This is a genomic window from Mycobacterium angelicum (genome assembly GCF_002086155.1).
Lineage (GTDB): Bacteria > Actinomycetota > Actinomycetes > Mycobacteriales > Mycobacteriaceae > Mycobacterium > Mycobacterium angelicum.
On sequence record NZ_MVHE01000008.1, the window covers coordinates 87,948 to 110,886 of the forward strand.

A 22,939-nucleotide genomic window follows, 5' to 3' on the forward strand; every position below is an offset into this window, starting at 1 on the left:
CCCTGCGGCTGCGACTACCCCGTCGGCTGTGTCAGCAAACTGCCCGCCGGCCCCAAGCCGTCATGCGGCCGAGCGCGGACCAAGTTGCGCCACCGGAAGGTGCAAGACGACCGCCGGGACTTCGACCGCGACGTCTTCGCGGCGTGCCAGCAATGCCGCGTTCTCCGGTAGTTGCCGGGCGTTGATCTCACCGGCGGCAATCCGGCGCAGCACATCGTGGGCCATGGCCAGCTGCTCGCGCTTCCGGTACTGGCCGCCGGGGAGTTTTATCCCCGCCCACACCCCGTATTCCTCGCGGTGCTCGATGGCCTGTTGCGCGCACAGGCGCTGCTGGGCCAGTGGGCAGCGGCGCAGGCACTGGATACGTGCCTCGGTGGCCGACCGTTCGTAGGCGCGGGCCTTGGCCGCGCCGTCGCCGCCGTCGTCGTCGGGGTAGCCGAACCACAGTTCCGGGTTGGCAGTGCAGGGGTTCGCCGTGGCCGCCATATGAGCGCCTCCTTCATCTCGTGAAACGTAGGCAAAAGCGTATACACATACACAGGCCGGTCGCAACAGAACGGCGACGGAAACGTATATCCACAGCGTTGTCGCCCCGGCTGTGTACTATCCGTTCATGGCCGGAGCCCGCGGTGAGCCGTGAGTCGGCCGGCGCGGCCATCCGCGCTCTGCGCGAATCGCGCGACTGGTCGCTCGCCGATCTTGCGGCCGCGACCGGCATCAGCATCATGGGCCTGAGCTACCTGGAGCGCGGCGCCCGAAAGCCGCATAAAAGCACAGTTCAAAAGGTCGAAAATGGGTTGGGCCTACCCCCGGGGACCTATTCGCGGCTGCTGGTCGCCGGTGACCCGGAGGCGGAGCTGGCCCGATTGATCGCCGCGCAGCCACCCAAGCCGGCGTCTTCGCCACGAGCCGGGGCCGTGGTCGTCGATCGCCACAGTGACACCGATGTGCTTGAGGGATACGCCGAAGCGCAGCTCGATGCGTTGCGTTCGGTCATCGATAGATTGCCTGCGACGACATCAAACGAATATGAGACGTATATTCTCTCCGTGATCGCACAGTGTGTGAAGGCGGAGATGCTGGCCGCCAGCTCCTGGCGGGTGGCGGTGAACGCCGGCGCCGAATCGACCGGCCGGCTGATGGAACATCTGCGGGCTATCGAAGCGACGCGTGCCGCCCTCCTCGAGCGCATGCCTGCCAGCTTGACTGCCCGGTTCGACCGGGCCTGTGCGCAGTCGTCGTTACCGGAACCGGTCATCGCGGCACTCATCGGCATCGGCATCGACGAAATGTGGGATATCCGCAACCGCGGCGTCATCCCCCCGGGCGCGCTGCCCCGCATCCGTGCCTTCGCCGACGCGGTCGAGGCGCCAGAGCAAATCGAGCCAGCCGAGGGGGATCGATGACGTACAGCGAAGTCGGGGCATTGAGCCGTGCCCACCAGCTTTTCGCCGGGGACGGCCGGCATTCAGCGCTCGACGCGGGGGTACACGGCCTGCCCCGTTACGAAGTGAAAACTGGTGCAGCACAAGAGGTTTACCAACAAGCGGCACGACACAGCCGGACGGCGCAGCTATCGGCGGCCCGAACCGATGCCGAGGTCGCGGCCGTCATCGCCGGCGCACACCAGGACCGGGCCACCGCAAGGGAACTCACCCGGCGCGTCGTGAACGAGGCCCGCGCCGATGCCGCGTTCGACCCGCCGACGCCGCTGGCCCAGCGCGAGGCGATGCGCCGCCGCGCCGCACGGCTGCGTGCGCAACATGCACATGTCGTATCGGCGCGCCGGCAGGCCCGACGGCACGTGGCGGCGCTGCGTGCGCTGCGTTATCGAATGGCGCACCATCATGGGTCACGCCGTCTCCCCCCGGTGAGCGGGCGGGCTGGCCTCGCCGTGCGAGCCGCGCTGTCGCGATTGGGCCGCCCATACGTCTGGGGGGCCACGGGGCCCAACCAATTCGACTGTTCCGGGCTGGTCCAGTGGTCGTATGCGCAGGCTGGCCTGCACCTGCACCGCACCACCTACGAACAGATCAACGACGGAATCGCGGTGCCGCGCTCGCAGGTGCGCCCGGGTGATCTGGTGTTCCCACACGCGGGTCATGTGCAGATGGCGATCGGCAACAACCTGGTTGTCGAGGCCCCCTATTCGGGTGCGTCCGTGCGGATCAGGCAGTTGGGCAACAACGTGCAAATACGGCGTCCCTATTGAGAACCATTCGGATAGCCGATAATCGCCCAGCTCAGGCGGGCCGGATGAGAAGGTTGTACGCATGTCGGACCAAGCCGGGTCTTCGGTAGCCGCGATTGCGGCGCGGCAGGCACTTTTGGCCAGGCAACACGGCGCACTGGCCGAGGCCGACCGTGTGCTGACCGAGGCCCTGGCCGACGCTCATGCGGCAATGCGGGAAAGCGTGCGTCGGCTGGACGCGATCGCAGCCGAAATCGACCGTGCTGTGGCAGGCCACGCGGAGTTGGCCGTCGATACGTCGTTGGGGGCGCGCGAATTTCAGCGATTTCTCTTGGCCAAACAGCTGGAGATCGCCGCGGTCATAACCGAAGCCCGGGAACTAGGTCAGTCGAAAAGCGCTGTGCTGCACAGCCTGCGGTCGCAATACGAGTCTCCGGCCGGCTGAGCAAAGGTGAATTGCCGGCGGCTCATCGCCTGGGTACTGTCGCCCGGCATGGAGGGGTCGCGAGGTTGCCCGCTGCGGGCCGGCTAGCCGATGTCGACGTATACGGAGCTACTGGCGGCCATCAAAACGGTGCGCGACGCCACGGGTGACCCGAATGCGTGGCAAGCCGGGCTGACACCCATCGAGGTGACCGCCGTGCTCACCCCCGCCACCCGCTCGGAACAACTGGACGCAATCCTGGCGAAGATCCGCCAACACCATTCGGGCCTGTTCGCCCCGGCCGCCGGATCCGCTCCCCCGCCGCCACCCGGCGCCCCGCCGCAACGGCAGGAAGGCGAAGCCGCCAAAGCCATTGCTGAGGCCGAAGCTTCGCTGGCGCACCAGAACTCGGCTAGCTCGCAACTCGACCTGCAGGTGATCTCGGCCATATTGAATGCCCACCTCAAGACCGTCGAAGGACGCGAAGCGCTGAACAAACTTCAGCAGGAGACCGAGGCCGCGGTACGCACGCGATCGGATCTCGACACTCCCGCCGGCGCCCGGGATTTCCAGCGCTTCCTCATCGGCAAGCTGCGCGATATCCGTGAAGTCGTCGCCAACGCCAGCCTCGACGACACGTCGAAATCGGCTCTGATGGCGGCGTGGACCTCGTTGTACAACGCCTCGAAAGGGGAACCCGGTGACCGGCCGGCGCCCACGCGGCCGGCCGCAGCGTCAGCGCGCGAGACGGCCGCCGACCCGGCGGCATTGTCCGACGATTCCTACCTCGATTCGCTGTTGGACGATCCCGGGCTGCTGGCCGACGGGTCACCGGCGCCGCCGGGCGCCCCGCCCACTGCGGCGGCGATGCCCGGTCTCGGGGCGCTGCCCATGCCGGGCGCCGGAGGCATCCCGAGCTCGGGCTGGGGTGCGCCGGGCGGACTCCCGCTGTCGGGGATGGGGCGCGGTGCCGACGGCGAATCCGGATTTCCCGACCGTTACGACGACGATTCCAAGAATCTCCAGCCGACGGACCACGAACAGGCCGACGAACCGGACGACCAGAAACCCGACGAGCCCGACCACGAGCCCGACCACGAAGAAGCCGACGCGAAGCCCGAATCACCACCGGCCGGCCCGACGACCGTGACCTTGCCCACCGGCGAAACGGTAACTGCCGCAAGCCCTCAGCTGGCCGCGGCGATCAAGGCCGCGGCCGGCGGAGTGCCGATCGCAGAAGCCTTCCAGCAGCAGGGAATTGCCATCCCCGCGCCGGGCACGCCGGTCCCCCAGCCCATCGACCCGTCCCGCGTGGCCCCGGGCGATATCGGCATCTTCACCGAACGTCACGCGCTCGCCCTCGGCGCCAGCAAAGCCCTGCTGGACGGCCAGATCCAGCACATCGCCGCAGTGACCGGACCCAGCTTTCTAGGCTGGGAGCATCCGCCCGCGGCGGCCACCGCGACCGCGCCGGCCACCACCGTGGCACCGACGCCAACCCGTCCGGCGGCGACGCCGACCACCTGGTAATAGTGAGGCCGCCGGCCGCACCGCCGGCGCATGGAGAGGAGACAGCGGATGGCAGACCGCATCCACGTGGTGCCCGCGCACTTGCGTGAGGCCGCTGCTCACCACCAGCAGACCGCCGAGCAGTTGCGCACGATCCCGTCGTCGCACCCGGCGATCCAGGAAAGCCTGGACTCACTGGGCCCCATCTTCAGCGAGTTGCGCGATGCCGGCCGTGAACTGCTCGAACTCCGACGGCAGTGCTATGAGCAGCAGGCCGACGACCACGCCGACATCGCGCAGAGTCTTAGGACGTCGGCCACGATGTGGGAGCAGAACGAGGAAGACGCATCGCGCATCCTCGGAAGCATCCGAAACCAGGACCTATGATGGCCTCGCCGGCGATAACGGGTCGCGGGATTTCATGACCGAGGCCAATCCCGCCTTCGACACGGTTCACCCCAGCGGCCACATCCTGGTCCGGTCCTGCCGGGGTGGATATATGCACAGCGTCGCGTTGAGCGAGGCAGCGATGGATACCGACGCCGACATACTGGCGGAAGGCATCTTGCTGACGGCTGACGTGTCCTGCCTGAAGGCCTTGCTAGAAGTGCGCGACGAGATCGTGGCGGCCGGCCACACCCCATCGGCGGAAGTTCCCACGGCCAACGATCTCGATTCGGCTATTGAGCGGCTACTGGCGCACCAACTTCGCCGGCGCGAGCGCTGAGAAACTAGAGCAGCCAGCTCTTGGCGGTCTCTGGATCGGGTGCGATGTCGGTGGGCGGCTCGATCGGGTTGGCGCCGAACAGCTCTCGCGCGCGCGACAGCAGCCCACGCACCTCGTCGAGTTGCTGCTGCAGCGCGGAATCGGCCATGTGCTCACGCTACCTAGGACGTATCAGCCACACAATTCACCGTCTGCGCACCCAGTAACCGGCCGGTACGCTGTGCCGGTGGCGATCTTCGGTCGGAGGACGGCGCGGCAGCGCCTCCGGAGGGCGACCCGAGAATCACTGCTGATTCCCACCTTCAGCTCTCCCCCCGATTTCACTCCTCGGCTGACGCCTGTCCTCGGCCCTGCCGAACTGCCACCGAATGGCGCCAAGAGCTGCGCCGACCTGGATCAGACCCAGGTGATGCCGGCCATCCGGGATGTGGAAGTTCCCGAGCCGCCGCAACCTGCACCGGAATCAGACGACGAGCGGTTGCTGCGGCTGCTGGCGTTCGTGGCGCGTCAAGAACCCCGGCTGAACTGGGTTGTCGGCGACTGCGCCGACGGCACCACCCTCCTGGCTACCGACCTGGCCCACGGCTGGATCCCGCCGGGCATCGCGCTTCCCGAAGGTGTGCGGTTGTTGGCGCCCGGGCAGCGCACCGGCCGCGCCGTGGAGTGGATCGGCGCCGCGACGCGCTGCGCAACCTACGGCCCAGGCGCCCCGGCCCGATGGCCGGCTGATGGCATCGCGACCAAGCCCGCGGCGCAGCCCTTCGAGTTGCCCGCCGTCGAGGACCTCGGTTGGGAGCTCGCGACGGCCACGCATTTGCGTGACGGGCTGCCCAACATGGTGCACGCGATGGCCAAGGTCGCGGCCGCCGGAACCGGTGTGGTGGAAGAGGAAGTCGATCTGCTGCGCGTACACCTGGATACCGCTCGCTACCAGCTGCTGGCGCAGTATCCCGATGTCGATGCTGCGCAACTGCTCAACTGTATGTTGCTCGCCGCAACCGAAGGCAGCGTCAGCAACCACGCGACAGCGGCGAACTACCACTTCTCCTGGTTCACCAAACTCGGTCGCTGAGTATGTCCTGTGGATGAATTGACGCTGGTGGGGACCGTCGACATACTGTCATGGTGTCGGGGTCGGGTCGCCAGGAATTAAGCGACCTCAGCGACCGGGACCTCGTCGAATCGGTTCTTCGTGAACTGAGCGAAGCGGCTGACAAGTGGGAAGCACTTGTCGCACAGGCCGAGACCGTCACTTACAGCGTCGACATGGGAGATATTCACGCCGTTGCAAATTCGGACGGCCGCTTGCTCGAGTTGACGCTGCATCCGGACGTGATGACCGGCTACGCCCACAGCGAGCTGGCCGACAGATTGAACCTCGCGATCGCAGCGCTGCGAGAAGAGGCAGAGGCCGAGAACCAGGCACGGTACGGCGGCCGTTTGCAGTGACATCGGTGCCGGTACGACAGACGGATTCGTATCGGCGCCGGAAGGAGAATGCCTGTGCCACTCAATCTGTCCAACCGGGACCAGAATTCGGGGCATCTGTTCTACAACCGGCGGCTACGTGCTGCAATCACCCGGTTTTCGGTGCGGATGAAGCACGACGACCGCAAACAGCAAGCGGCGGTGGCACTCTCGATCGTCATCGTGGTGATCGGCATCGGCTGGATGGCGCTGCTGCACGTGATGAAGCCCGCTGGTTTGATCGGGCAGTCGGCCATCATCGGCAACCGGGACACCGGTGCCATGTACGCAAAGATCAACGGGCGCCTCTATCCCGCACTCAATCTCACCTCCGCGCGACTGGCCGTGGGCAATGCAGCGAGCCCGGCCTGGGTAACGGCCGGCGAAATCGCCAAGTACCCGACCGGCCCGATCGTCGGCATCCCCGGGGTGCCGGACAGCCTGCCGGTCACTGCCGGCGCCGTATCGGCATGGTCGGTTTGCGACACCGCGCAAACCGGGGGAGCCACCCGGGGCGGCGGAACTACTCCGGTGGTAACCGCGATTGCGGGACAACTCTCGCCGCTGGGCCGGGCTGCGGCCATGGGCCCCAAACAAGCAATTCTGGTCACCCACAAGGGCGCAACGTATGTGATCTGGGGCGGGCAACGGTCCCGCATCGACCCGACCGACCGCTCGGTGACGTTCAATCTCGGGCTCGACCCCGGGGTGACCTACCCCATCGAGATCTCCAACGCGCTGTTCGACGCGATGCCCTCCACCGAACCCATTGTGCTGCCCGCAATTCCGGAGTCCGGCACACCATCACAATGGCTGCCCGGCGCCAAGGTGGGCAGTGTGTTGGAGTCCCGCGATGCCAACGGCGCCGTCAACGGCTTCTACGTGCTGCTGCCCGGCGGTATGCAGAAGATCAGCAGCTTCGTCGCAGACCTGTTGCGTACCGGCGACTCTCAGGGCTCGACAACGCCGACGCTGATAGCCCCGGACAAGCTCGTTCACATACCGGTCGTCGACGTGATCGACGTCGATTACTATCCATCCGGCAAGCTGGAATTCGTTGACACGGCGGCCAATCCGGTGACCTGTGTCGGGTGGGAGAAGCAGGCCAGCGACCCCCAGGCCCGGACCACCGTATTCACCGGCCGCGGCCTGCCGGTTCCGATCGGCATGGATTCGCGGTTGGTGCAATTGGTTCGGGACGACCGCAATCCCGACTCTACCGAAGCCCATCAGACCCTGATCCTGCCCGGAGCGGCCAATTTCATCGCGACGACGAGTGGTGTGGCCACCGCCCAGAGCCGGGAAAGTCTGTATTGGCTTTCACCGCAAGGTGTTCGGTACGGCATCCAGTCGGACCAGCAGACCCTGCGGGCACTGGGACTGGATCCGAGTTTCGCGGTCCAAGCACCGTGGCCAATCGTGCGTACCTTCGCGCCCGGTCCCGCCATCAGCCGCGACGCCGCTCTGGTCGCGCGCGACGTCGTCCCGGCGGGCGGTGTCGTCGCGCCCATTCCCGATTCCAACCAGACCAACGGCGGGGGTTAGACATGTCGAAACGTGGCTTCGTTCGCGGCAAGCGCAAGCCGCCGCCGGACGTTCCGCCGGTGCGCGTGGCGGTCACCGCGCCGCTGGCATTGCCGGAGCGGGAACCGCGCAACATCATGCTGATGATCGCACTTCCGGCGCTGCTGATCGGGATCGTCGGCACCCTGGTGGTGATGTACGCATCGGGTATCCGGTCGCTGCAGTCGGGGTTTTTTCCGATGGTCGGTCTGGTCGGTTTCGGGACGTTGATGTTCGGCGGCCGGTTCGGCCGTGGGCGCCGGATCAGTTGGGGCGAACAGGAAAAGCAGCGCCGCAGCTATCTGCGCCAGCTCGACGAGGACCGCGACGAGGTCCAGCGCGCCGCCCAGGAACAGCGGCGCAGCCAGCTGTACGTGCACGGTGACCCGCAGCAGCTCGACACCGTGATCGGTGGCCCGCGAATGTGGGAACGGCGCGCCACGGATTCGGACTTTCTCGACGTCCGCCTCGGGATCGGGGTGCAGCAGGCCAGTGAGTCCGCGGTCACCCTGCAGTGGCCTGACGTTCCGGTCGGCGAAGAACTCGAACCGGTGACCGGTGGTGCGCTAAGGGATTTCATCCTCGAGCAGAGCAAGATTCGCGGGATCGGCAAGGTGCTCAGCCTGCGGTCCAAACCCGGCTTCAGTTTCATCGGCGAGGATCCGGGCGAACTGCATGCCCTGGCCCGTTCGATCCTGTGCTCGCTCGCGGTGTATCACAGCCCCAACGACGTCAAGCTGATGGTCGTCACCCGCCATCCCGAGCTGTGGTCGTGGTTGGTGTGGCTGCCGCACAACCAGCACGACGAGATGTTCGATGCGTGCGGGCTGCGCCGGCTGGTGTTCGCCTCCCCCACGGAACTGGAGGACGCGCTCGACGCCGAACTGCACCGCAAGGGCCGCGGCCCATGGACGCCGCCGGTCGGCGGGAGTCCCACGTCGATGCCGTCGCCGATCGAGACGTCCACCGGGTTGATGCTGGGCCCGCACTGGGTCATCGTCGACGACAACGTGGGTACGCCCGAACAGTGGGAAGGCGTGACCGGACAGAAGGGCATGACCGGTATCACGGTGTTGCGGTTGGCAACTCGCGTCGGTGTGGGTGTCGGGTTCGCCGACGACACCCAGCGCTTCACGCTGCGCGAAGGCCGGTTGATGCACCGCGACACGTTCTACGCGGTGGCCGATATGCTCGCCGACAGCACCGCCAACCGCTATGCGCGGGCGCTGGCCCGCTGGTCGCCGATGAGCGCCGGAGAGCTGTCCGAAACCGACAGCCAGGGCGGGGAACTGCTGCGGGCGCTGGGCATCGCCGACCCGCGGGAACTCGACGTCGACAGGCTGTGGGGCGAAAGCCGCGGCCGGGGCGACCCGAAATGGGCGATGGTTCCCGTCGGCGTCAGACAGGGCGGCGAGCTGCAATATATCATCCTGCGCGCCAAGGATTTTGGTGGCTACGGCTTCCACTCCGTGGTGATCGGCACGTCGGGCTCCGGCAAATCCGAGTACTTCTTGTCGTTGTGCAGCGGTATCGCGCTGACGCATTCGCCGGAGACCTTTATCGTGATCTTCGTCGACATGAAGTTCGAATCGGCCGCCCAGGATCTGCAGGGTTTTCCGCATGTCGCGGCCTCCCTGTCCAACCTCGGCAAGGACGACCGTCACCTCGCCGAGCGGATGCGCAAAGCCATCAACGGCGAGATCGCCAGGCGCTACCGACTTTTCAAGAATGCCGGAGCCCGCGACGCCAATGAATACGAGGAGATGCGGCTGGCCGGGCGCGATCTGGAGCCGGTGCCCATCCTGCTGGTGATCATCGATGAGTACCTCGAGTTGTTCATCCACCACCCGGAGTGGATAGATCTGGTGATCCACATCGGCCAGGAGGGCCGCGGGTGCAACGTCTTCTTCACCCTCGGCGGCCAGCGACTGGATTTGTCGTCGTTGAGCAAGGCGAAGAGCAACATCGCTTTTCGGGTGGCGCTGCGGGCCGAGACCGCAGAAGACTCTCGTGATGTCATCGGCAGCGACGCCGCGCTGCATCTGCCGTCGAAGGAGAACGGCTACGGGTTGCTGAAAGTCGGTCCGCGCGACCTGGATCAGTTCCGCTGCTTCTACGTCTCGGCACCCTTCGTCGTGCCGAAGCGGGTGGTGGACGTGAACAAGACTGTGGCCGTGAGCTTTTCCCAGCCGCGCGCATACACCTGGGCCTACCAGCCGCTCAGCGATGCTGACAGTGCGGCGCTGGCCACGGCTGACGAACCCGAAGAGCCCGACGAGTTCCTCTTCCATTCCGACGGCTTCCGCAAGAAGAAACTCGTCGACGTCATCCGGGACTCGCTGCTGTCGCACCCCGCGCGGCCGCCGCACCAAATCTGGCTTCCCCCTTTGGAAGTCAGCGAGCCGATCGACATGTTGGTGGCCCGCTGGCGTGGTAAACCATGGGACGTCGACTACGGCAACAACCCTGGCCTGGTTCTTCCGGTGGGGATCGTGGACATTCCCGAGGACCACACCCAGCGAGTGCACGCGCTTGACGCCGAGATGGACAACATCATGGTGGTTGCCACCGCGCAGCGCGGCAAGTCCGCCACGTTGATGACGTTGATGACCGCCGCGGCACTGATGTACCGGCCCGAACGAGTGACGTTCTTCTGTGTGGGGGCGTCGTTGTATCCGGTTGAAGGGCTGCCGCACGTGGCCTCGGTGGTGAGCCCGACCGACAGCGAGGGAGTGTCCCGAACCATCGCCTCGATCGAGGGATTGATCCTGGCGCGCGAGGCCTCGTTCAAGAGGTACCAAATCGACATCTCCGAATTTCGGGAACGACGGTTCGGGGGCGACGGTGTGGACGGGCCTGCGGGCACCGACCCCGATGACAAGTTCGGTGATGTCTTCCTGGTAATCGACAACTTCAGCGACCTCTACGACAAGGACGCCGCAATGGGCGAGCGGGCGATCGCGATCGCCCGCCAGGGCCTGTCGTACGGGGTGCACATCATGACCAGCGCCACCGCCTGGCTGGTGGGCCAGAAGCAGCAGCTGGTCAACGTGTCCAACGCCCGGATCCAGCTGCGGTTGAGCAACCCCGACGAAACGCAGATGGGTGAAGGTTTCGAGCGCAAGAAGGCCGCCCGCAACACGCTGGACCGGCCCGGTTTCGGGGTGACCCGCGACGGCTTCGAGCTGCTGGTCGGGGTGCCCGAGATCATCGACGAGACCGGTGAACGAGTGGCGACGCGCGACGTCGGTCCGCGAATCGCCGGGCTGACCGGCGCCGGACGGTTGGAAAGCCTGGCCCGGTTGCCGGGGCGGGTCCAGCTCAGCGAGGTGATGACCGCGTTCGCAGACACCGCCGAAGCTGCCGACCCGTTGAACCTGCCCTTCGGGATCGGCGAAACGGCATTGCAACCCGCGGTGCTGCCGACCCGAGCCGTGCCGAACATGCTGATCGTTGGCCGCCAATTATGCGGGAAGACAACGACTTTGGCCGTTTTCGGCCGGGCGATCATCAGCCGGTTCACGCCCGAACAGGCCCAGATCACCATCATCGATCCCAAGACTTCGCTGATCGGAAAAATTCAGGGCGACCATGTGCGGGCGTACGCCTACACCGCCGACGACATCGACGCGGTAATCGGCGAATTGGCCCAGATCCTGCGTGATCGCCTTCCTCCGTCGGGGCTGAGCCAGGAAGAGCTGCTCAACCGCAGCAACTGGGACGGCCCGCACCACTTCATCCTGATCGACGACGAACAGGAGCTGCGCCCGCACGGTGTGGTCGGCAAGGGTGCGGCGACGGCGCCGCTGTGGGGCCTGATCGAGCGCGGGCGCGAGATCGGTCTGCACGTCATCGCTACGCGCCTGCCCGGCAACTGGGCGGGCGTGTCGGTGACCAACCCGTTCCTGCAGAAGATGACGGGCTCTCGGGCGCCGACGTTGTTCATGGACAACGACCCGGCCGTGGTCAAGGTGTTCGGTAGGACCAGCGCCCAGCAACTGCCGCCCGGGCGCGGGTTGTTGGTCACCACAGATGGAGTGATGGAAGGGGTGCTGGTAGGAGACCCGGAAACCTGAATCGACAGCCGGCGTGACCGACCTTAAACTCAGACCGCTCCGCTAGGGCGGGCAATTTGTGCGATTGGATATGGAGGCAAGTATGGGTGGCCTGTTCGGGATGGTTCCGAGCGCCGTTGACCTGTCGGCGGCTGCGGAAGCCGGAATCAGCGAGGAGATGGCGGCCACCACAGCTGCCGGCGCCGCCGCGCTCACCGGGGTGCTGCCGATGGCAGCCGACGCCGATTCGATGGAGTTCGCGGCCGCGCTCAACGCCGCCGGAGCCGCCTATCTGGCCAGCGCCGGCGAGCACGTCGGGCAGCGGGCGGCCTTCTCAGGTGCTCAGGGGCTGGCGTCAGCCACGAGTGTGGCCGCCGAGGCGGCTCGCGCAGCGGCCAGCGCGCTGTAGCAGGCGTACTTCATGCCCGATCCACGTTGGATAGGACCACCCGAAATCGTCGCGGCGATCTTCGAGGCGGGCTCTCCTGCTTCGGTGATCGCCAACAACGTCGTGTGGGTCACCGAGACCACCACCAAGGAAGTGTCGGCGGGCCTGTCCACGGTGAACAGCTTGGCCACGGCCACGCAGTGGCAAGGCGTGGGCGCGGTGGCCTCAACGGTGACCGCGACGGGTCTCAACGCCGGTCTGCAGATGCTGGTGGGGTGGACCGCGGAAAAGATCGGCATCACCCAAGCCGCCGTCGAGGCCTTCACCACCGCACGCTCCGCGGTAATCCCATCGGTGGTTTCGGCGACCAACCGAGCCGAGACGGTGGTGTTGACTAACACCAACTTCCTCGGCGTCAATACCCCGGCAATCGGCGAGCGCAACGGCGAATACTACGGCGAGCACTGGCCGCACAACATGAGTATCGGCTGGGCTTATTCAGGTGTGCTGAGCGCGTTGATCGCGGCTTTGACGGTCCCGCCCCCGATCGCGCCGATGGGCGCGTCTCCGGCCGCGCCCGCGGCTGCGGCCGAAACGGTGGCCCAATCGGCGGCACAGTCCGGCATGAATGGCGCCTTGCAGGGGTCGGGCCAAGCCGCGCAGACGGCAGGGCAGACGGCGTCTTCTCCTGCCGATGCGACGGGGCAGCTCAGTTCCTTGATGCAGCAACCCATGCAGATGCTGTCGAGTGCCACCGAGCCGCTGAAACAGTTAGCCCAGATGCCGATGCAAGCGATGCAGGGCTTCAGCAGCCTGCCGCAGAGCATGATGCAGGCGATGGGCGGAATGTTTCCGACGGGGGGCGGCGGGGCCTCGAGTGCCGCGGCGGCCGTCGCTGAGCCGGTCGGCGCTGTCGGCGCTACCGCAGGCGGGGCGGCAGGCGGCGGCGGGGGTGGCGCCTTCCCGGGTGCCGGACTGACCAGCTATACGCGACCTACCAGCAGCTTCGAACCGGGTGGCCGGCCGACGAGCCTGCGCGCCGGTGTGCTCAATGCCGCCGAGGTCCGGGGTCCCACGGCCTCGGCCGGGATGGGTGGTTCGCCGATGCCGATGTCGCCGGCGGGCATGCTGGGCCGTGGCAACGGCGCAGCAGCGGACAAAGAGCCCGTGACGCGCGCGCGTGTGGTGATCGACGGCGACCCGATCGACCCGCGGTAGCCATTGGGTGAGAACAGGACCTCTGCGCAGCCACCCCGTAGTCCTGGGTGGGCCGCACGAGGGTGGTATCGGTGTTGACCGTCGGCTCGCTGGTCGGCGGTTATCGCGTTGAGCGGGTCTTGGGCAGCGGCGGGATGGGCACGGTCTATCTGGCCGCCGACCCGGCATTGCCGCGCCGCAACGCCCTCAAGGTGCTTTCCGCCGAGCTTTGTCGCGATCCCGACTTTCGTGCGCGGTTCATCCGCGAGGCAGACATGGCGGCTGCCCTCGAACACCCCCAGATAGTTTCGGTCTACAACCGCGGGCAGACTCCCGATGGCCAGTTGTGGATCGCCATGCAATTCGTCGACGGCACCGACGCCGACGATGCGCTTCGAAACGGCACCATGACGCCGCATCGAGCCGTACACGTCATCGCCGAGGTGGCCAAGGCGCTCGACTTTGCGCACTCCCGCAACGTAATGCACCGCGACGTCAAGCCGGCGAACTTTCTGCTGTCGGGACCCGTCGGTCCCGACGAACGGGTGTTTCTAGGCGATTTCGGGATCGCACGTGCCCTTGACGACGTGGGCCTGACAGCGACCGGATCGGTACTGGCCACGATCGCCTATGCGGCGCCTGAGGTCCTGTCGAATGCGCCGATCGACGGTCGTGTCGACATTTACTCCTTGGGCTGCAGTCTCTTTCGATTGCTCACCGGGCAGACGCCGTTTTCGGCGAACAACGGGGCGGCGGCCGTTATGAGCGCTCATCTGTTCGCACCGCCGCCACGCGTCACCGACCTCGTGCACTCGTTACCGCCCGCGTTCGACCAGGTGATCGCGACGGCAATGGCCAAGGATCCTGCAGTCCGGTTCGGCTCGGCCGGCGCGCTGGCCCAAGCCGCTGCGGCCGCACTGCACGGTGTGGCGCATGGCATGTCGTTGCCACCGGTACCCATCGGCGAAGTCAGCACCCATCAACAGCAATTTCCGTCTCCGCCGGGCTGGCAGCCGACGGACCGGGGAAACACCCCGCCGCCCACACCCTGGGGCCCGCCGGCTTATCCGTCGCGGCGCCGCAAACGCACGGCGATTGGCGCGACCCTGGCCGCGGTGGCGCTGGTGGGCGCCGGGGCTGTCGCCGTGTCCACGTTGCACGACGCGAGGCCTGGCCGCGCCGCCACCGCACCGCAGGGCGCCCCGCCGGGAGAACCGTTTTCATCGATCGCTTCTCAACCGCCGGCGGCCACCGATATCGCTGCGGCGGAATTGCGGCCAACCTTGTTGGGCGCCAACGAGATTGCCCGCATCTCCGGAGGCAACCCCGTGGTGTTGGAGCGCGACGATGCAACCTTGCTCGACGACGCCGCAACGTCGGACAATGCCCAGTGCATCGGGGCGTGGGCGCCAGCCGAGCAGTCGGTGTACGGCACGAGCGGCTACACAGGCGTGGCGGTCCAGGCGCTGCGGGCGCTGAACGAAACGGCGTGGCGAGACAGCGTCACCGAGGCCGTCGTCGCGTTTCCGTCCCAGGAAAAGGCGGGCGTGTTCTACGTCAACCAGCGCGGGCAATGGGGTTTGTGCGGCGGGAAAACCATCACCCTGAGCCAACCCGGTGAACCTGCTCAGATGTGGGACTTTGGTCAGCCGCTCACCATTGCGGGAGCGTTGACCATCGCTGCCACACTGCGCGGCGGCGCAGCCTCCTGCCAACACGGAATAGTGCCGCGCGGCAACGTCATCATCGACATACGGCAATGTCGCGCCACCGGTGGCAACGATGTCGCGGCGTTGGTCACCGCGACCGCCGCGAAGCTGCCTCGTCAGCGATAGGGAGCCCATGTCGATGGAGATTTCAAAGTCGGTAACCGCGACCGTCGCCGTCCTGCTTACAGTGTGTGCGGTAAGTGCCTCATGTTCGGACGTGACGGGCGGAAGCCCGGTAGCACAGCATGTTTCGGCGCCGGCGCCGGCGCCGGCGCCGGGAACCAGATCCGCGCCGACCGGCAGTGTTGCCGTGCCGCTGCCGCCTCCGCCGGTGACCGCCGAGGATCAGATACGCGAAACACTCACGGTTTTCCAGGACGCCTATAACACCCAGAACTGGGATGCCTACCTCGAATTGATGTGCTCAGCGATGCGGGCCAAGTTCACCGGCACGACGCTGGACTACGTCAAGAAGAACCGCGCCGCCACGGGTATCACGAGAATCGAATCGGTTACCGCGATCAGCATCACCGGCGATACCGCCACCGTCGTATTCCAAGGCCGAAACGAGGCGATAGGAAACCGCTCGATCACTGTGCGGCTCAAACTAGAGGACGGGTGGAAGATCTGCCAAGTATGAGTCAAGTGCGACAAGGCAAATCGATGGTCCGGGCCGCGCTGGTGGCATCCGTTCTGGTGGGCTGCAGTCACACGAGTCCCGCTGCGCATCCGGTGCCCGAGCCGCCAGCTGTTTCGGTGAACCCGTCGCTGCTCGATCCGGGCAAGTATCCGATCTCGCCGCTCGCCCCGCTAGGCGATGCCGGCTCCGAACAAGCCGGCCGCCTGGTCGAGGGGCGGCGTATGGCCAGCTTTGTGGTGGGGCCCTGGCAGGCCGACGCCGGCTTGACCGTGAGTTCCACCGAGGCGGGTGTTGTCGAGAACTACAGCCAAATTTCCCGGGTCGTGTGGGCGCCGATAGAGGGAGGCGCCTACAACTTGCCTTTCGTGGTGGGATTCACCTCCGAGCGCCAGACGCCGGGTCCGGAGCCGCAGATGTCGCTGCGCAACGCCGTATTGCGGTTCGCCGACCCCGGCGCGGCATCGGCTGCGGCCCAAGGTATGTCGGGAAGGGCGAGGGACTTCCCGCGAGTGCCCAGTGCCGTCCCGATTCTGATCGAACCCGAGCGTGTGATATCCATCCCGGGCCACGCCGATGCCGCAGGCACGCTGCTGACGTTTCAAGATGGCTCCCAAACAGTGCGGGAACTGACCACCCTGACCGCACACGGCTCCTTCGTGCTGGCGCAGGTCGCGCGCTGCGCCGCCGGTCCCGATTGCGAGGCGTCGCTCACCGCACGCACACTCGACCTTCAGCTGCCATTGATAGACACGTTTCAACCGACCGCCCCCGAGCAATTCGCGGCACTTCCGCTAGATCCCACCGGATTGGTGGCGCGCACCGTGCCGCTGCCGGCCGACCAAGCGACTTCGACCTCGGCGGCCGCCTACCCGCCACCCGGCGCCCTGCACCTTGAAGACGATCCGGTTAAAGCCGGTCCAGCGCTCACGGCGGCCGGCGTCGACTACGTCTCCGTCAACCTGACGACGGTTTATCAAGCCCGAGACCCCGCCGGTGCGCAGGCGTTGTCACAGGCCTTGAGCGATGCCGCGGCTGCAACGCCGGCGGCCCAAGCGGCCGCTTCGGTGCCGGGGCTTCCGCAAAGCCGCTGCACGCGGGTACCGGGTGCCAGCGGGCTGGTGCCGCGTTATCGGTGTTTGGGTACAGCTGGTCGGTACGCGATCAAAACCTCAGCGCGACAGCTCGACAGCGCACACCAACAGATGGCGGCGCAATATCGCATCCTCGTCGGTTAGGCGCATGCCTGGGACAGGCTGGAAGCGGTGTCGCTAGGAGCTGGGCAAAAGACTGGCCACTCCAGCTAGGGGCCAGTGTGGCGGATGTGACAAGCCCGCTGTGCGCGCTCATCGCCCGGCGCGTGAGCTGAATGGCCCCGGCTCTCTTCGCGCGCTGTGCGCGCTCATCGCCCGGCGCCGGGCGGGCCGGCGAAGGCTTGCGCTACCGACAACCACTGCTGCGCGTCCTCCCCCACGGCCGTCAAATCAAGGGCACCAAGCGCCCGTCGTTGAGTGACCAGATAGCAGAACGCTTCGGCCGACCCGCTGACCCGTTGCGCCGCATCCGGTGGCCCCCACGACCAGATATCGCCACGGGGGCTCCGCAGTTCCACTAGAAACGGCTCGGCGGGCGGCGTCAGATTGTTCACTAAGAATGCGTAATCACGGGTCCGCACGCCGAGGTGGGCGATCGAGCGCAGCCGGTCGGTCGCGGGCCGGGTGACACCGAGCGCGTCGGCGACATCCAGACCATGTGCCCAGGTCTCCATCAACCGCGCGGTCGCCATCGACGCCGCGCTCATCGGCGGCCCGAACCACGGCAACTTGCGGCCGTCGGCAACCGTCAGCAACTCAGAATGCAGCCGCCCGCGGGTAACCCGCCAATCGTCGAGCAGCTCGGCCGGCGGCAGGGCCGCCAACTCCTCGGCGCCCGCATCGACGAATCCGCTGGGGTCGGCCGCAGCCGCGGACAGCACGTCAGCGAAACCGGCCTCATCGGTGACCGCGGTCAGCGCGACACGGTCGGTCCACAGCAGGTGACCGATTTGGTGGGCGATGGTCCAGCCGGGCGACGGCGTCAACAAAGCCCAGCGATCCGCTGGAAGCGGCGCCACCAACGCGTCGAGGTCGTCGCTTTCGGCTCGCAGGTCGGCGACGATCGGACCGGGACCGGCCATGAAGGAACCTCCCTAACGCTTGTTCGCGGGCTGACCGCGCCGGCCGACGAAGCTGTGCACGACGAGCCCGAACAAGTAGAGCACTGACCCGAACAACACAAACGCAGGCGCGTGGCCATCGGCGGGTATCAACATCGCAGCAACGGTGATCGACGCGATGTACGACACCCAAAACAGCGCATCCTGCACCGCGAACACGTGGCCGCGCAGCGCGTCATCGACATCGATCTGCATCGCCGAATCGGCGCACAGCTTGACCACTTGACCGGCCACGCCCAGCATGAACCCGCACACCGCCATGACGGCTACCTGCAATCCGGCGCCCGCGGTTTGGACAACGGCGGCCGCCACCAGTGCACCGTTGGCCGTGGCATAGCGCCCCCACCGCCGGATCAAGGACGGCGTCAGCACATTGGCCAGAAAGGCGCCCAGGCCGGTAGCCGCGAAGAACACCAGAGCGGTCCCCAAGCCTTTGACGTCCGGGTCGGCCATGTGATGCACCAGCAGCAAGACGATCAGCGAATTGATGCCGACCACCATGCGGTGTGCGGCCAATCCCGACAGCGCGGCGGCGACGGTCGGAAGCTGGGTGACCGTGCGCACGCCGTGTAGCCAACCGGTAACCACGGCGTACACGGCCGATCCGTGAATAGCCTGTTTGGTGTCGTCCGGCCCGAGCACGCGAGGTGCGAACCGAAGCGCCAGCAAGAGTGCAAGTGCAACCGGAATGGCGGAGGTGAAAATGACCGCCGCAGCACCCCGGTCACCGCCGCCGGCAAGCCAGCGTGGCAGCAGCATGAAGTTGGCGCCCAGGAAAGCCGCGACCGCACCCGAGGCGGTGGCCACCGAGTTCATCGTGACCACCTTTTCGCGCGGCACCACGTGGGGCAACGCCGCGGACAGACCCGAGGCCACGAAGCGGGATAAACCGTTGGCCAACAACGCAACACACAGCAGCAGCAGATCGCCGGCGCGCATCGCCAAGATCGTGCCGATCGCGGCGATGAAACCCAGCCGGCCAATGTTGGCGCCTACCAGCACCAGCCGTCGATCCCAGCGATCCATCAGCGCGCCGGCGAACGGTCCCAGCAACGAATAGGGCAGAAACAAAACCGCGAAGGCACGCGCGATCGCCATCGGATCGGCGGCCCGGTCCGGGTTGAACAGCAGCGCCCCGGCCAAACCCGCCTGAAAAAGGCCGTCGCCGAACTGACTTGCGATGCGTACCTGCAGCAGTCGCCAGAATTCGGGCATGCTGCGCACCGACCGCCAGAGCCTGACCGGTGCCCTGGCGTGCATCGGGGTTTGAACCACAGAACCCACTTCCAAAATCGGGACCGGCAAGGCACGCTGCGCGCTACGCCGCCACGTCAACATTACAAATATGTATGGGCCATGCTCGTTTGTCCCGGGCGCAGTCGCAGTGAGTGCGATGATGTTCGGGTGGCGCCACACGAGGATTCCGACGACTATGTGGTGCCCGCCGCGCAACGTGTGCGAGCGGGGACCTTGCTGTTAGCCAACACCGATCTGCTGGAACCGACGTTTCGGCGCAGCGTGATCTATATCGTCGAGCACAACGACGGCGGCACCCTGGGAGTGGTGCTCAACCGGCCCAGCGAGACCGCCGTGTACAACGTGTTGCCGCAGTGGGCCAAACTCTCGGCCAAGCCCAAAACGATGTTCATCGGAGGTCCGGTGAAACGTGATGCGGCGCTGTGCCTGGCGGTGTTGCGGGTCGGCGCGGATCCCGACGGCGTGCTGGGCCTGCGCCATGTCGCCGGCCGGATGGTGATGGTCGATCTGGACGCCGAACCCGACATCATCGCGCCGTTGGTGGAAGGCGTGCGGATCTTCGCCGGATACTCCGGCTGGACCATCGGTCAGCTTGAAGGCGAAATCGAGCGCGACGATTGGATTGTGCTGTCGGCGTTGCCCTCTGACGTGCTGGTCGGGCCCCGCGAAGACCTGTGGGGACAGGTGCTGCGTCGCCAGCCGCTGCCGCTTTCGATGCTGGCCACCCACCCGATCGACGTCAGCCGGAACTAGGCCGCCGGCAACTTACTTGCAGGACAGGGTGCAGCCGGCGCAGCTGCCGCCGCAGTCGGCGATCGCGGATCGGTCAGTCTGGCGCAGCGCGTATCGCGCACTCTGCCAGGAGCCGGTGGCCAGCGTGCCCAGCGCGCCGGCCACGCAGACGATCAGTACCACCAGTGCGAGGTGTCCAGACGCGGCCAGCGCAACCACTCCCCCGGCCGTCAGCATCACCGCCGCGGCGACTTGGGTGGGCGCCATTGCGCGCAGCGCCAACTGGTCGGTGTCTGCGCTGGGTTTCCGCACCAATGACCAGACGCCGGAAATCCCCGACGCCACCGCCACAACCAGGCATACGACGCCGGCGATAAACATTCGCCCACAATACGTCGGCGTCAGACGCTGGCCTCGTCGGAAGCGGTCTCATCAGAGGCGGCTTCGCGGCCCAGCTTTGTGGCGATCAATGAGCAGACCAGCAATTGGATCTGGTGAAACAGCATCAGCGGCAACATGACCAGTCCCACCGTTGCGGCGTCGAAGAACACCCATGCGATCGGAAGCCCTGAGGCCAGGCTCTTCATCGAACCGCAGAACAGCAGCGCGATCGAGTCGCCACGGTCGAGCCGGGCCAGCCGGGCCAGCACGGTGGTGCAGGTCAGCACCAGCCCTAGCAGCACTGCGGCGACGACGGCCACCGAGAGCAACTGCCACGGGTCGACCCTGGCCCAGATTCGCTGGGCCATACCCATCGAGTAGGCCGCGTAGACCACCAGCAGAATGAACCCGCGTTCCAGAATTTTGATCATCGCCGCACGCCGGGCCACGACCGGCGCCAGCAGGGACTGCACCAGCTGTCCCAGCCCGAACGGCACCAACAACTGCAGCACGATTTCGACGATCGCGCCGCCATTGATGTGAAACCCAGCGCCGGTGTTCATTAGCAGCACGGCCAACAGTGGCGTCAGAACCAGACCAAGAAGATTGGACAAGGAAGCACCGACGATCGCGGCCGAAACGTGGCCGCGCGCTATCGAGGTGAACGCGACGGCGGACTGCATGGTCGACGGGACCAGACACAAGAACAGCAGACCCTCATACAGCTCGGGCGTCAGCACCGACGGCACCAGCACCCGAGCCGCCAGCCCCAGCACCGGAAAAATGACAAAGGTGGTGCCCAGCACCAACAGATGTAGCCGCCATTGACGTACGCCCTGCCACGTCTGTTGCGGCGACAATCGCACGCCGTACAGGAAGAACAGCAACGCGATGGCGGCCCTGGCGACCACCGACATGACCGCTGCGGCGGAACCGCGCGCCGGCAGCAGCGCGGCCAGGGCCAGCGCCGCGCCCACAGCCAGCAGAAACGTATCGATCGGGCTCTTGTTCAGCCACTTCAGCACACTCGGACCCCGCGCGATCTGGTGACCCCCGGGATGAACATGGGCAAACGATACCGGCGCATCCGGGTAATCGGCTCCGGCCTCATACCGTGGCTTCGTCGGGCGCCTCGCGCGCCAATCTGCCGGCGATCACCGAACACACCACCAGCTGGATCTGGTGAAAGAGCATCAGCGGCAACATGATCAGTCCAACCGTGGCCGCGTCGAAAATCACCCACGCGATCGGAAGACCGGCTGCCAGGCTCTTCTTCGAACCGCAGAACAGCAGCACGATCGCGTCACCGCGGTCCAGGCGGGCCAGCCGGCCCATGGCCGTGGTGCCGGCGAGCACCACGGCCAGCAGCACCGCGGCGACAAGAGCGACCCAGACCAATCGCCATGGATCGACTCTGGACCAGATTCGATCGGCCATGCCCATCGAGAAGGCGGTGTAGACCACCAGCAGAACAGAACCGCGATCGAAGACCTTGACCAGCGCCGCTCGCCGGGTCACCAGTGGGGCGAGCCAGGGCCGCAGCAGCTGACCGAGGCTGAATGGCAGCAGCAGCTGCAGCACAATTTCGGCGATCGCACCGTTGTCGACGCGAAACCCGGCTCCGGTGTCCATCAGCAGCACCACCAGCAGCGGGGTGAGAACCATGCCGAGAATGCTGGACAACGACGCGCTGACGATCGCGGCCGAAACGTGGCCACGCGCCATCGAGGTGAACGCGACCGAGGATTGCATGGTCGACGGCACCAGACACAAGAAGAGCACCCCGTTGTACAAGTCGGGGGTAAGCACCGACGGCACCAGTACCTCAGCGGCCAGCCCGAGCACCGGGAAGACGACGAAAGTGCTCACCAGGACCAACATGTGCAGCCGCCACTGGCGCATCCCGTGCCAGGCCTGCTGCGGCGACAGCCGCACGCCGTAGAGGAAGAACAGTGACGCGATGGCCGCCCGGGCTATCACCGACATGAGCTCGGCGGCGCTGCCACGCGCCGGCAGCAGCGCGGCGACGGCCAGCGTCGCGGCCAAGGCCAACAGAAAGCTATCGATCGGGATCGCCTTCAGCCGCTGCCTCACGACGCTTGGACCTGCAGTTTTAGTGACAGGACAGGGTGCAGCCCGTGCAGCTGCCGCCACATTCGGCTCCTTCGGAGCCGGTCGCCGCACGGCGCAGCGCGTATCGCGCGCTTTGCCAGGAGCCGGTGGCCAGCGTGCCCAGCGCGCCGGCGACACAGACGATCACCACCACCACTGCGGCGTGCGGGGCGGTGGCCAGTGCCACCACTCCCCCGGCCGCCAGCATTATCGCGGCGGCGAGTTGAGTGGGCGCTACAGCGCGCAGCGCCAGCTGGGTGGTGTCGGCGGCCGGTTGGTGGGCAAGTGACCAGACACCGAACGCGGCTGAGGCCACCGCCGCACACATGCACAGCAGGCCGGCGATAAACATGCGCTCACAATACGAGCTCACCG

General features: G+C 66.5%; 24 protein-coding genes. 16 read left to right on the forward strand and 8 right to left on the reverse strand.

Annotation, left to right across the window (positions count from 1 at the left end; translation table 11 throughout):
- Positions 1-60 precede the first annotated feature (60 nt).
- On the reverse strand, positions 61-486 hold the full coding sequence (locus tag BST12_RS08160) for a WhiB family transcriptional regulator (RefSeq protein WP_083112606.1): 426 nt from the start codon (positions 484-486) through the stop codon (positions 61-63).
- Positions 487-629: 143 nt separating this feature from the next.
- Between BST12_RS08160 and BST12_RS08165 the strand changes: the two genes are divergently transcribed.
- The 6 genes from BST12_RS08165 to BST12_RS08190 all read left to right on the forward strand — a co-directional run bounded on the left by BST12_RS08165 (position 630) and on the right by BST12_RS08190 (position 4,851).
- The gene (locus BST12_RS08165; protein ID WP_083112607.1) at positions 630-1,406 is read left to right on the forward strand and encodes a helix-turn-helix domain-containing protein; all 777 of its coding nucleotides are present in this window, start codon (positions 630-632) and stop codon (positions 1,404-1,406) included.
- Entirely contained in the window at positions 1,403-2,212 is an 810-nt protein-coding gene (locus BST12_RS08170) for a C40 family peptidase (RefSeq protein ID WP_083112608.1), read from the forward strand. The genes BST12_RS08165 and BST12_RS08170 overlap by 4 nt, the downstream gene beginning before the upstream one ends.
- Positions 2,213-2,273: 61 nt before the next feature.
- On the forward strand, positions 2,274-2,636 hold the full coding sequence (locus tag BST12_RS08175; RefSeq protein ID WP_083112609.1) for a DUF4226 domain-containing protein: 363 nt from the start codon (positions 2,274-2,276) through the stop codon (positions 2,634-2,636).
- 90 nt (positions 2,637-2,726) lie between these two features.
- Positions 2,727-4,145 (forward strand): DUF4226 domain-containing protein, encoded by a 1,419-nt coding sequence (locus tag BST12_RS08180; protein ID WP_083112610.1) that lies wholly within the window; start codon positions 2,727-2,729, stop codon positions 4,143-4,145.
- A gap of 48 nt (positions 4,146-4,193) precedes the next feature.
- Positions 4,194-4,511, forward strand: coding sequence for an ESX-1 secretion-associated protein (locus BST12_RS08185; RefSeq protein ID WP_083112667.1), 318 nt, complete (start codon positions 4,194-4,196; stop codon positions 4,509-4,511).
- 34 nt (positions 4,512-4,545) lie between these two features.
- Positions 4,546-4,851: a DUF2694 family protein gene (locus BST12_RS08190; RefSeq protein ID WP_083112611.1), complete on the forward strand. Its 306-nt coding sequence runs from the start codon at positions 4,546-4,548 to the stop codon at positions 4,849-4,851.
- A 4-nt stretch (positions 4,852-4,855) separates the two neighbouring features.
- Here BST12_RS08190 and BST12_RS31920 read toward each other — a convergent pair whose 3' ends face one another.
- The gene (locus BST12_RS31920; RefSeq protein ID WP_170062080.1) at positions 4,856-4,999 is read right to left on the reverse strand and encodes a hypothetical protein; all 144 of its coding nucleotides are present in this window, start codon (positions 4,997-4,999) and stop codon (positions 4,856-4,858) included.
- A gap of 78 nt (positions 5,000-5,077) precedes the next feature.
- Between BST12_RS31920 and BST12_RS08195 the strand changes: the two genes are divergently transcribed.
- The 9 genes from BST12_RS08195 to BST12_RS08235 all read left to right on the forward strand — a co-directional run bounded on the left by BST12_RS08195 (position 5,078) and on the right by BST12_RS08235 (position 17,105).
- On the forward strand, positions 5,078-5,923 hold the full coding sequence (locus tag BST12_RS08195) for a DUF5631 domain-containing protein (protein ID WP_083112668.1): 846 nt from the start codon (positions 5,078-5,080) through the stop codon (positions 5,921-5,923).
- 50 nt (positions 5,924-5,973) lie between these two features.
- The gene (locus BST12_RS08200) at positions 5,974-6,300 is read left to right on the forward strand and encodes a DUF2710 family protein (RefSeq protein WP_083112612.1); all 327 of its coding nucleotides are present in this window, start codon (positions 5,974-5,976) and stop codon (positions 6,298-6,300) included.
- Between the two features lie 54 nt (positions 6,301-6,354).
- Positions 6,355-7,863, forward strand: coding sequence for a type VII secretion protein EccB (gene eccB / locus BST12_RS08205; RefSeq protein ID WP_083112613.1), 1,509 nt, complete (start codon positions 6,355-6,357; stop codon positions 7,861-7,863).
- Positions 7,864-7,865: 2 nt separating this feature from the next.
- Positions 7,866-11,957 (forward strand): type VII secretion protein EccCa, encoded by a 4,092-nt coding sequence (eccCa, locus tag BST12_RS08210; protein WP_083112614.1) that lies wholly within the window; start codon positions 7,866-7,868, stop codon positions 11,955-11,957.
- Positions 11,958-12,039: 82 nt separating this feature from the next.
- On the forward strand, positions 12,040-12,345 hold the full coding sequence (locus BST12_RS08215; protein ID WP_245850138.1) for a PE family protein: 306 nt from the start codon (positions 12,040-12,042) through the stop codon (positions 12,343-12,345).
- Positions 12,346-12,357: 12 nt separating this feature from the next.
- Positions 12,358-13,542 (forward strand): PPE domain-containing protein, encoded by a 1,185-nt coding sequence (locus tag BST12_RS08220; protein WP_083112615.1) that lies wholly within the window; start codon positions 12,358-12,360, stop codon positions 13,540-13,542.
- Between the two features lie 47 nt (positions 13,543-13,589).
- A complete protein-coding gene (locus BST12_RS08225) occupies positions 13,590-15,356 on the forward strand; it encodes a serine/threonine-protein kinase PknH/PknJ (protein ID WP_281254703.1) in 1,767 nt (588 codons plus the stop codon).
- Positions 15,357-15,447: 91 nt separating this feature from the next.
- The gene (locus BST12_RS08230; RefSeq protein ID WP_083112616.1) at positions 15,448-15,870 is read left to right on the forward strand and encodes an Rv0361 family membrane protein; all 423 of its coding nucleotides are present in this window, start codon (positions 15,448-15,450) and stop codon (positions 15,868-15,870) included.
- Positions 15,867-17,105, forward strand: coding sequence for a DUF7373 family lipoprotein (locus BST12_RS08235; RefSeq protein WP_083112617.1), 1,239 nt, complete (start codon positions 15,867-15,869; stop codon positions 17,103-17,105). Before BST12_RS08230 ends, BST12_RS08235 begins: the two co-directional genes overlap by 4 nt.
- Before the next feature lie 164 nt (positions 17,106-17,269).
- Here the strand turns inward: BST12_RS08235 and BST12_RS08240 are convergent, their stop codons facing one another.
- On the reverse strand, positions 17,270-18,043 hold the full coding sequence (locus BST12_RS08240) for a TIGR03084 family metal-binding protein (RefSeq protein ID WP_083112618.1): 774 nt from the start codon (positions 18,041-18,043) through the stop codon (positions 17,270-17,272).
- 12 nt (positions 18,044-18,055) lie between these two features.
- Entirely contained in the window at positions 18,056-19,420 is a 1,365-nt protein-coding gene (locus BST12_RS08245; protein WP_211281233.1) for an MFS transporter, read from the reverse strand.
- Positions 19,421-19,438: 18 nt separating this feature from the next.
- Between BST12_RS08245 and BST12_RS08250 the strand changes: the two genes are divergently transcribed.
- A complete protein-coding gene (locus BST12_RS08250) occupies positions 19,439-20,092 on the forward strand; it encodes a YqgE/AlgH family protein (protein WP_083112620.1) in 654 nt (217 codons plus the stop codon).
- A gap of 12 nt (positions 20,093-20,104) precedes the next feature.
- Here BST12_RS08250 and BST12_RS08255 read toward each other — a convergent pair whose 3' ends face one another.
- The 4 genes from BST12_RS08255 to BST12_RS08270 all read right to left on the reverse strand — a co-directional run bounded on the left by BST12_RS08255 (position 20,105) and on the right by BST12_RS08270 (position 22,916).
- Positions 20,105-20,452 carry a hypothetical protein gene (locus BST12_RS08255; protein ID WP_083112621.1) on the reverse strand — a complete coding sequence of 116 codons (348 nt, stop codon included), beginning with the start codon at positions 20,450-20,452 and terminating at the stop codon, positions 20,105-20,107.
- A gap of 20 nt (positions 20,453-20,472) precedes the next feature.
- Entirely contained in the window at positions 20,473-21,477 is a 1,005-nt protein-coding gene (locus tag BST12_RS08260; protein ID WP_308207378.1) for a bile acid:sodium symporter family protein, read from the reverse strand.
- An 82-nt stretch (positions 21,478-21,559) separates the two neighbouring features.
- On the reverse strand, positions 21,560-22,546 hold the full coding sequence (locus tag BST12_RS08265) for a bile acid:sodium symporter family protein (RefSeq protein ID WP_083112622.1): 987 nt from the start codon (positions 22,544-22,546) through the stop codon (positions 21,560-21,562).
- A gap of 19 nt (positions 22,547-22,565) precedes the next feature.
- On the reverse strand, positions 22,566-22,916 hold the full coding sequence (locus tag BST12_RS08270) for a hypothetical protein (protein WP_083112623.1): 351 nt from the start codon (positions 22,914-22,916) through the stop codon (positions 22,566-22,568).
- Positions 22,917-22,939: the final 23 nt, after the last annotated feature.

Excerpts from the sequence above, each read along its gene's own strand:
- BST12_RS08245 (WP_211281233.1), bottom strand. The coding sequence starts at position 19,420 with ATGTTGACGTGGCGGCGTAGCGCGCAGCGTGCCTTGCCGGTCCCGATT.
- BST12_RS31920 (WP_170062080.1), bottom strand. The coding sequence starts at position 4,999 with ATGGCCGATTCCGCGCTGCAGCAGCAACTCGACGAGGTGCGTGGGCTG.
- BST12_RS08200 (WP_083112612.1), top strand. The coding sequence starts at position 5,974 with ATGGTGTCGGGGTCGGGTCGCCAGGAATTAAGCGACCTCAGCGACCGG.
- BST12_RS08235 (WP_083112617.1), top strand. The coding sequence starts at position 15,867 with ATGAGTCAAGTGCGACAAGGCAAATCGATGGTCCGGGCCGCGCTGGTG.
- BST12_RS08250 (WP_083112620.1), top strand. The coding sequence starts at position 19,439 with ATGCTCGTTTGTCCCGGGCGCAGTCGCAGTGAGTGCGATGATGTTCGG.
- BST12_RS08215 (WP_245850138.1), top strand. The coding sequence starts at position 12,040 with ATGGGTGGCCTGTTCGGGATGGTTCCGAGCGCCGTTGACCTGTCGGCG.
- BST12_RS08240 (WP_083112618.1), bottom strand. The coding sequence starts at position 18,043 with ATGGCCGGTCCCGGTCCGATCGTCGCCGACCTGCGAGCCGAAAGCGAC.
- BST12_RS08255 (WP_083112621.1), bottom strand. The coding sequence starts at position 20,452 with ATGTTTATCGCCGGCGTCGTATGCCTGGTTGTGGCGGTGGCGTCGGGG.
- BST12_RS08170 (WP_083112608.1), top strand. The coding sequence starts at position 1,403 with ATGACGTACAGCGAAGTCGGGGCATTGAGCCGTGCCCACCAGCTTTTC.
- BST12_RS08190 (WP_083112611.1), top strand. The coding sequence starts at position 4,546 with ATGACCGAGGCCAATCCCGCCTTCGACACGGTTCACCCCAGCGGCCAC.
- BST12_RS08160 (WP_083112606.1), bottom strand. The coding sequence starts at position 486 with ATGGCGGCCACGGCGAACCCCTGCACTGCCAACCCGGAACTGTGGTTC.
- BST12_RS08180 (WP_083112610.1), top strand. The coding sequence starts at position 2,727 with ATGTCGACGTATACGGAGCTACTGGCGGCCATCAAAACGGTGCGCGAC.
- BST12_RS08175 (WP_083112609.1), top strand. The coding sequence starts at position 2,274 with ATGTCGGACCAAGCCGGGTCTTCGGTAGCCGCGATTGCGGCGCGGCAG.
- BST12_RS08270 (WP_083112623.1), bottom strand. The coding sequence starts at position 22,916 with ATGTTTATCGCCGGCCTGCTGTGCATGTGTGCGGCGGTGGCCTCAGCC.
- BST12_RS08220 (WP_083112615.1), top strand. The coding sequence starts at position 12,358 with ATGCCCGATCCACGTTGGATAGGACCACCCGAAATCGTCGCGGCGATC.
- BST12_RS08185 (WP_083112667.1), top strand. The coding sequence starts at position 4,194 with ATGGCAGACCGCATCCACGTGGTGCCCGCGCACTTGCGTGAGGCCGCT.
- eccCa (WP_083112614.1), top strand. The coding sequence starts at position 7,866 with ATGTCGAAACGTGGCTTCGTTCGCGGCAAGCGCAAGCCGCCGCCGGAC.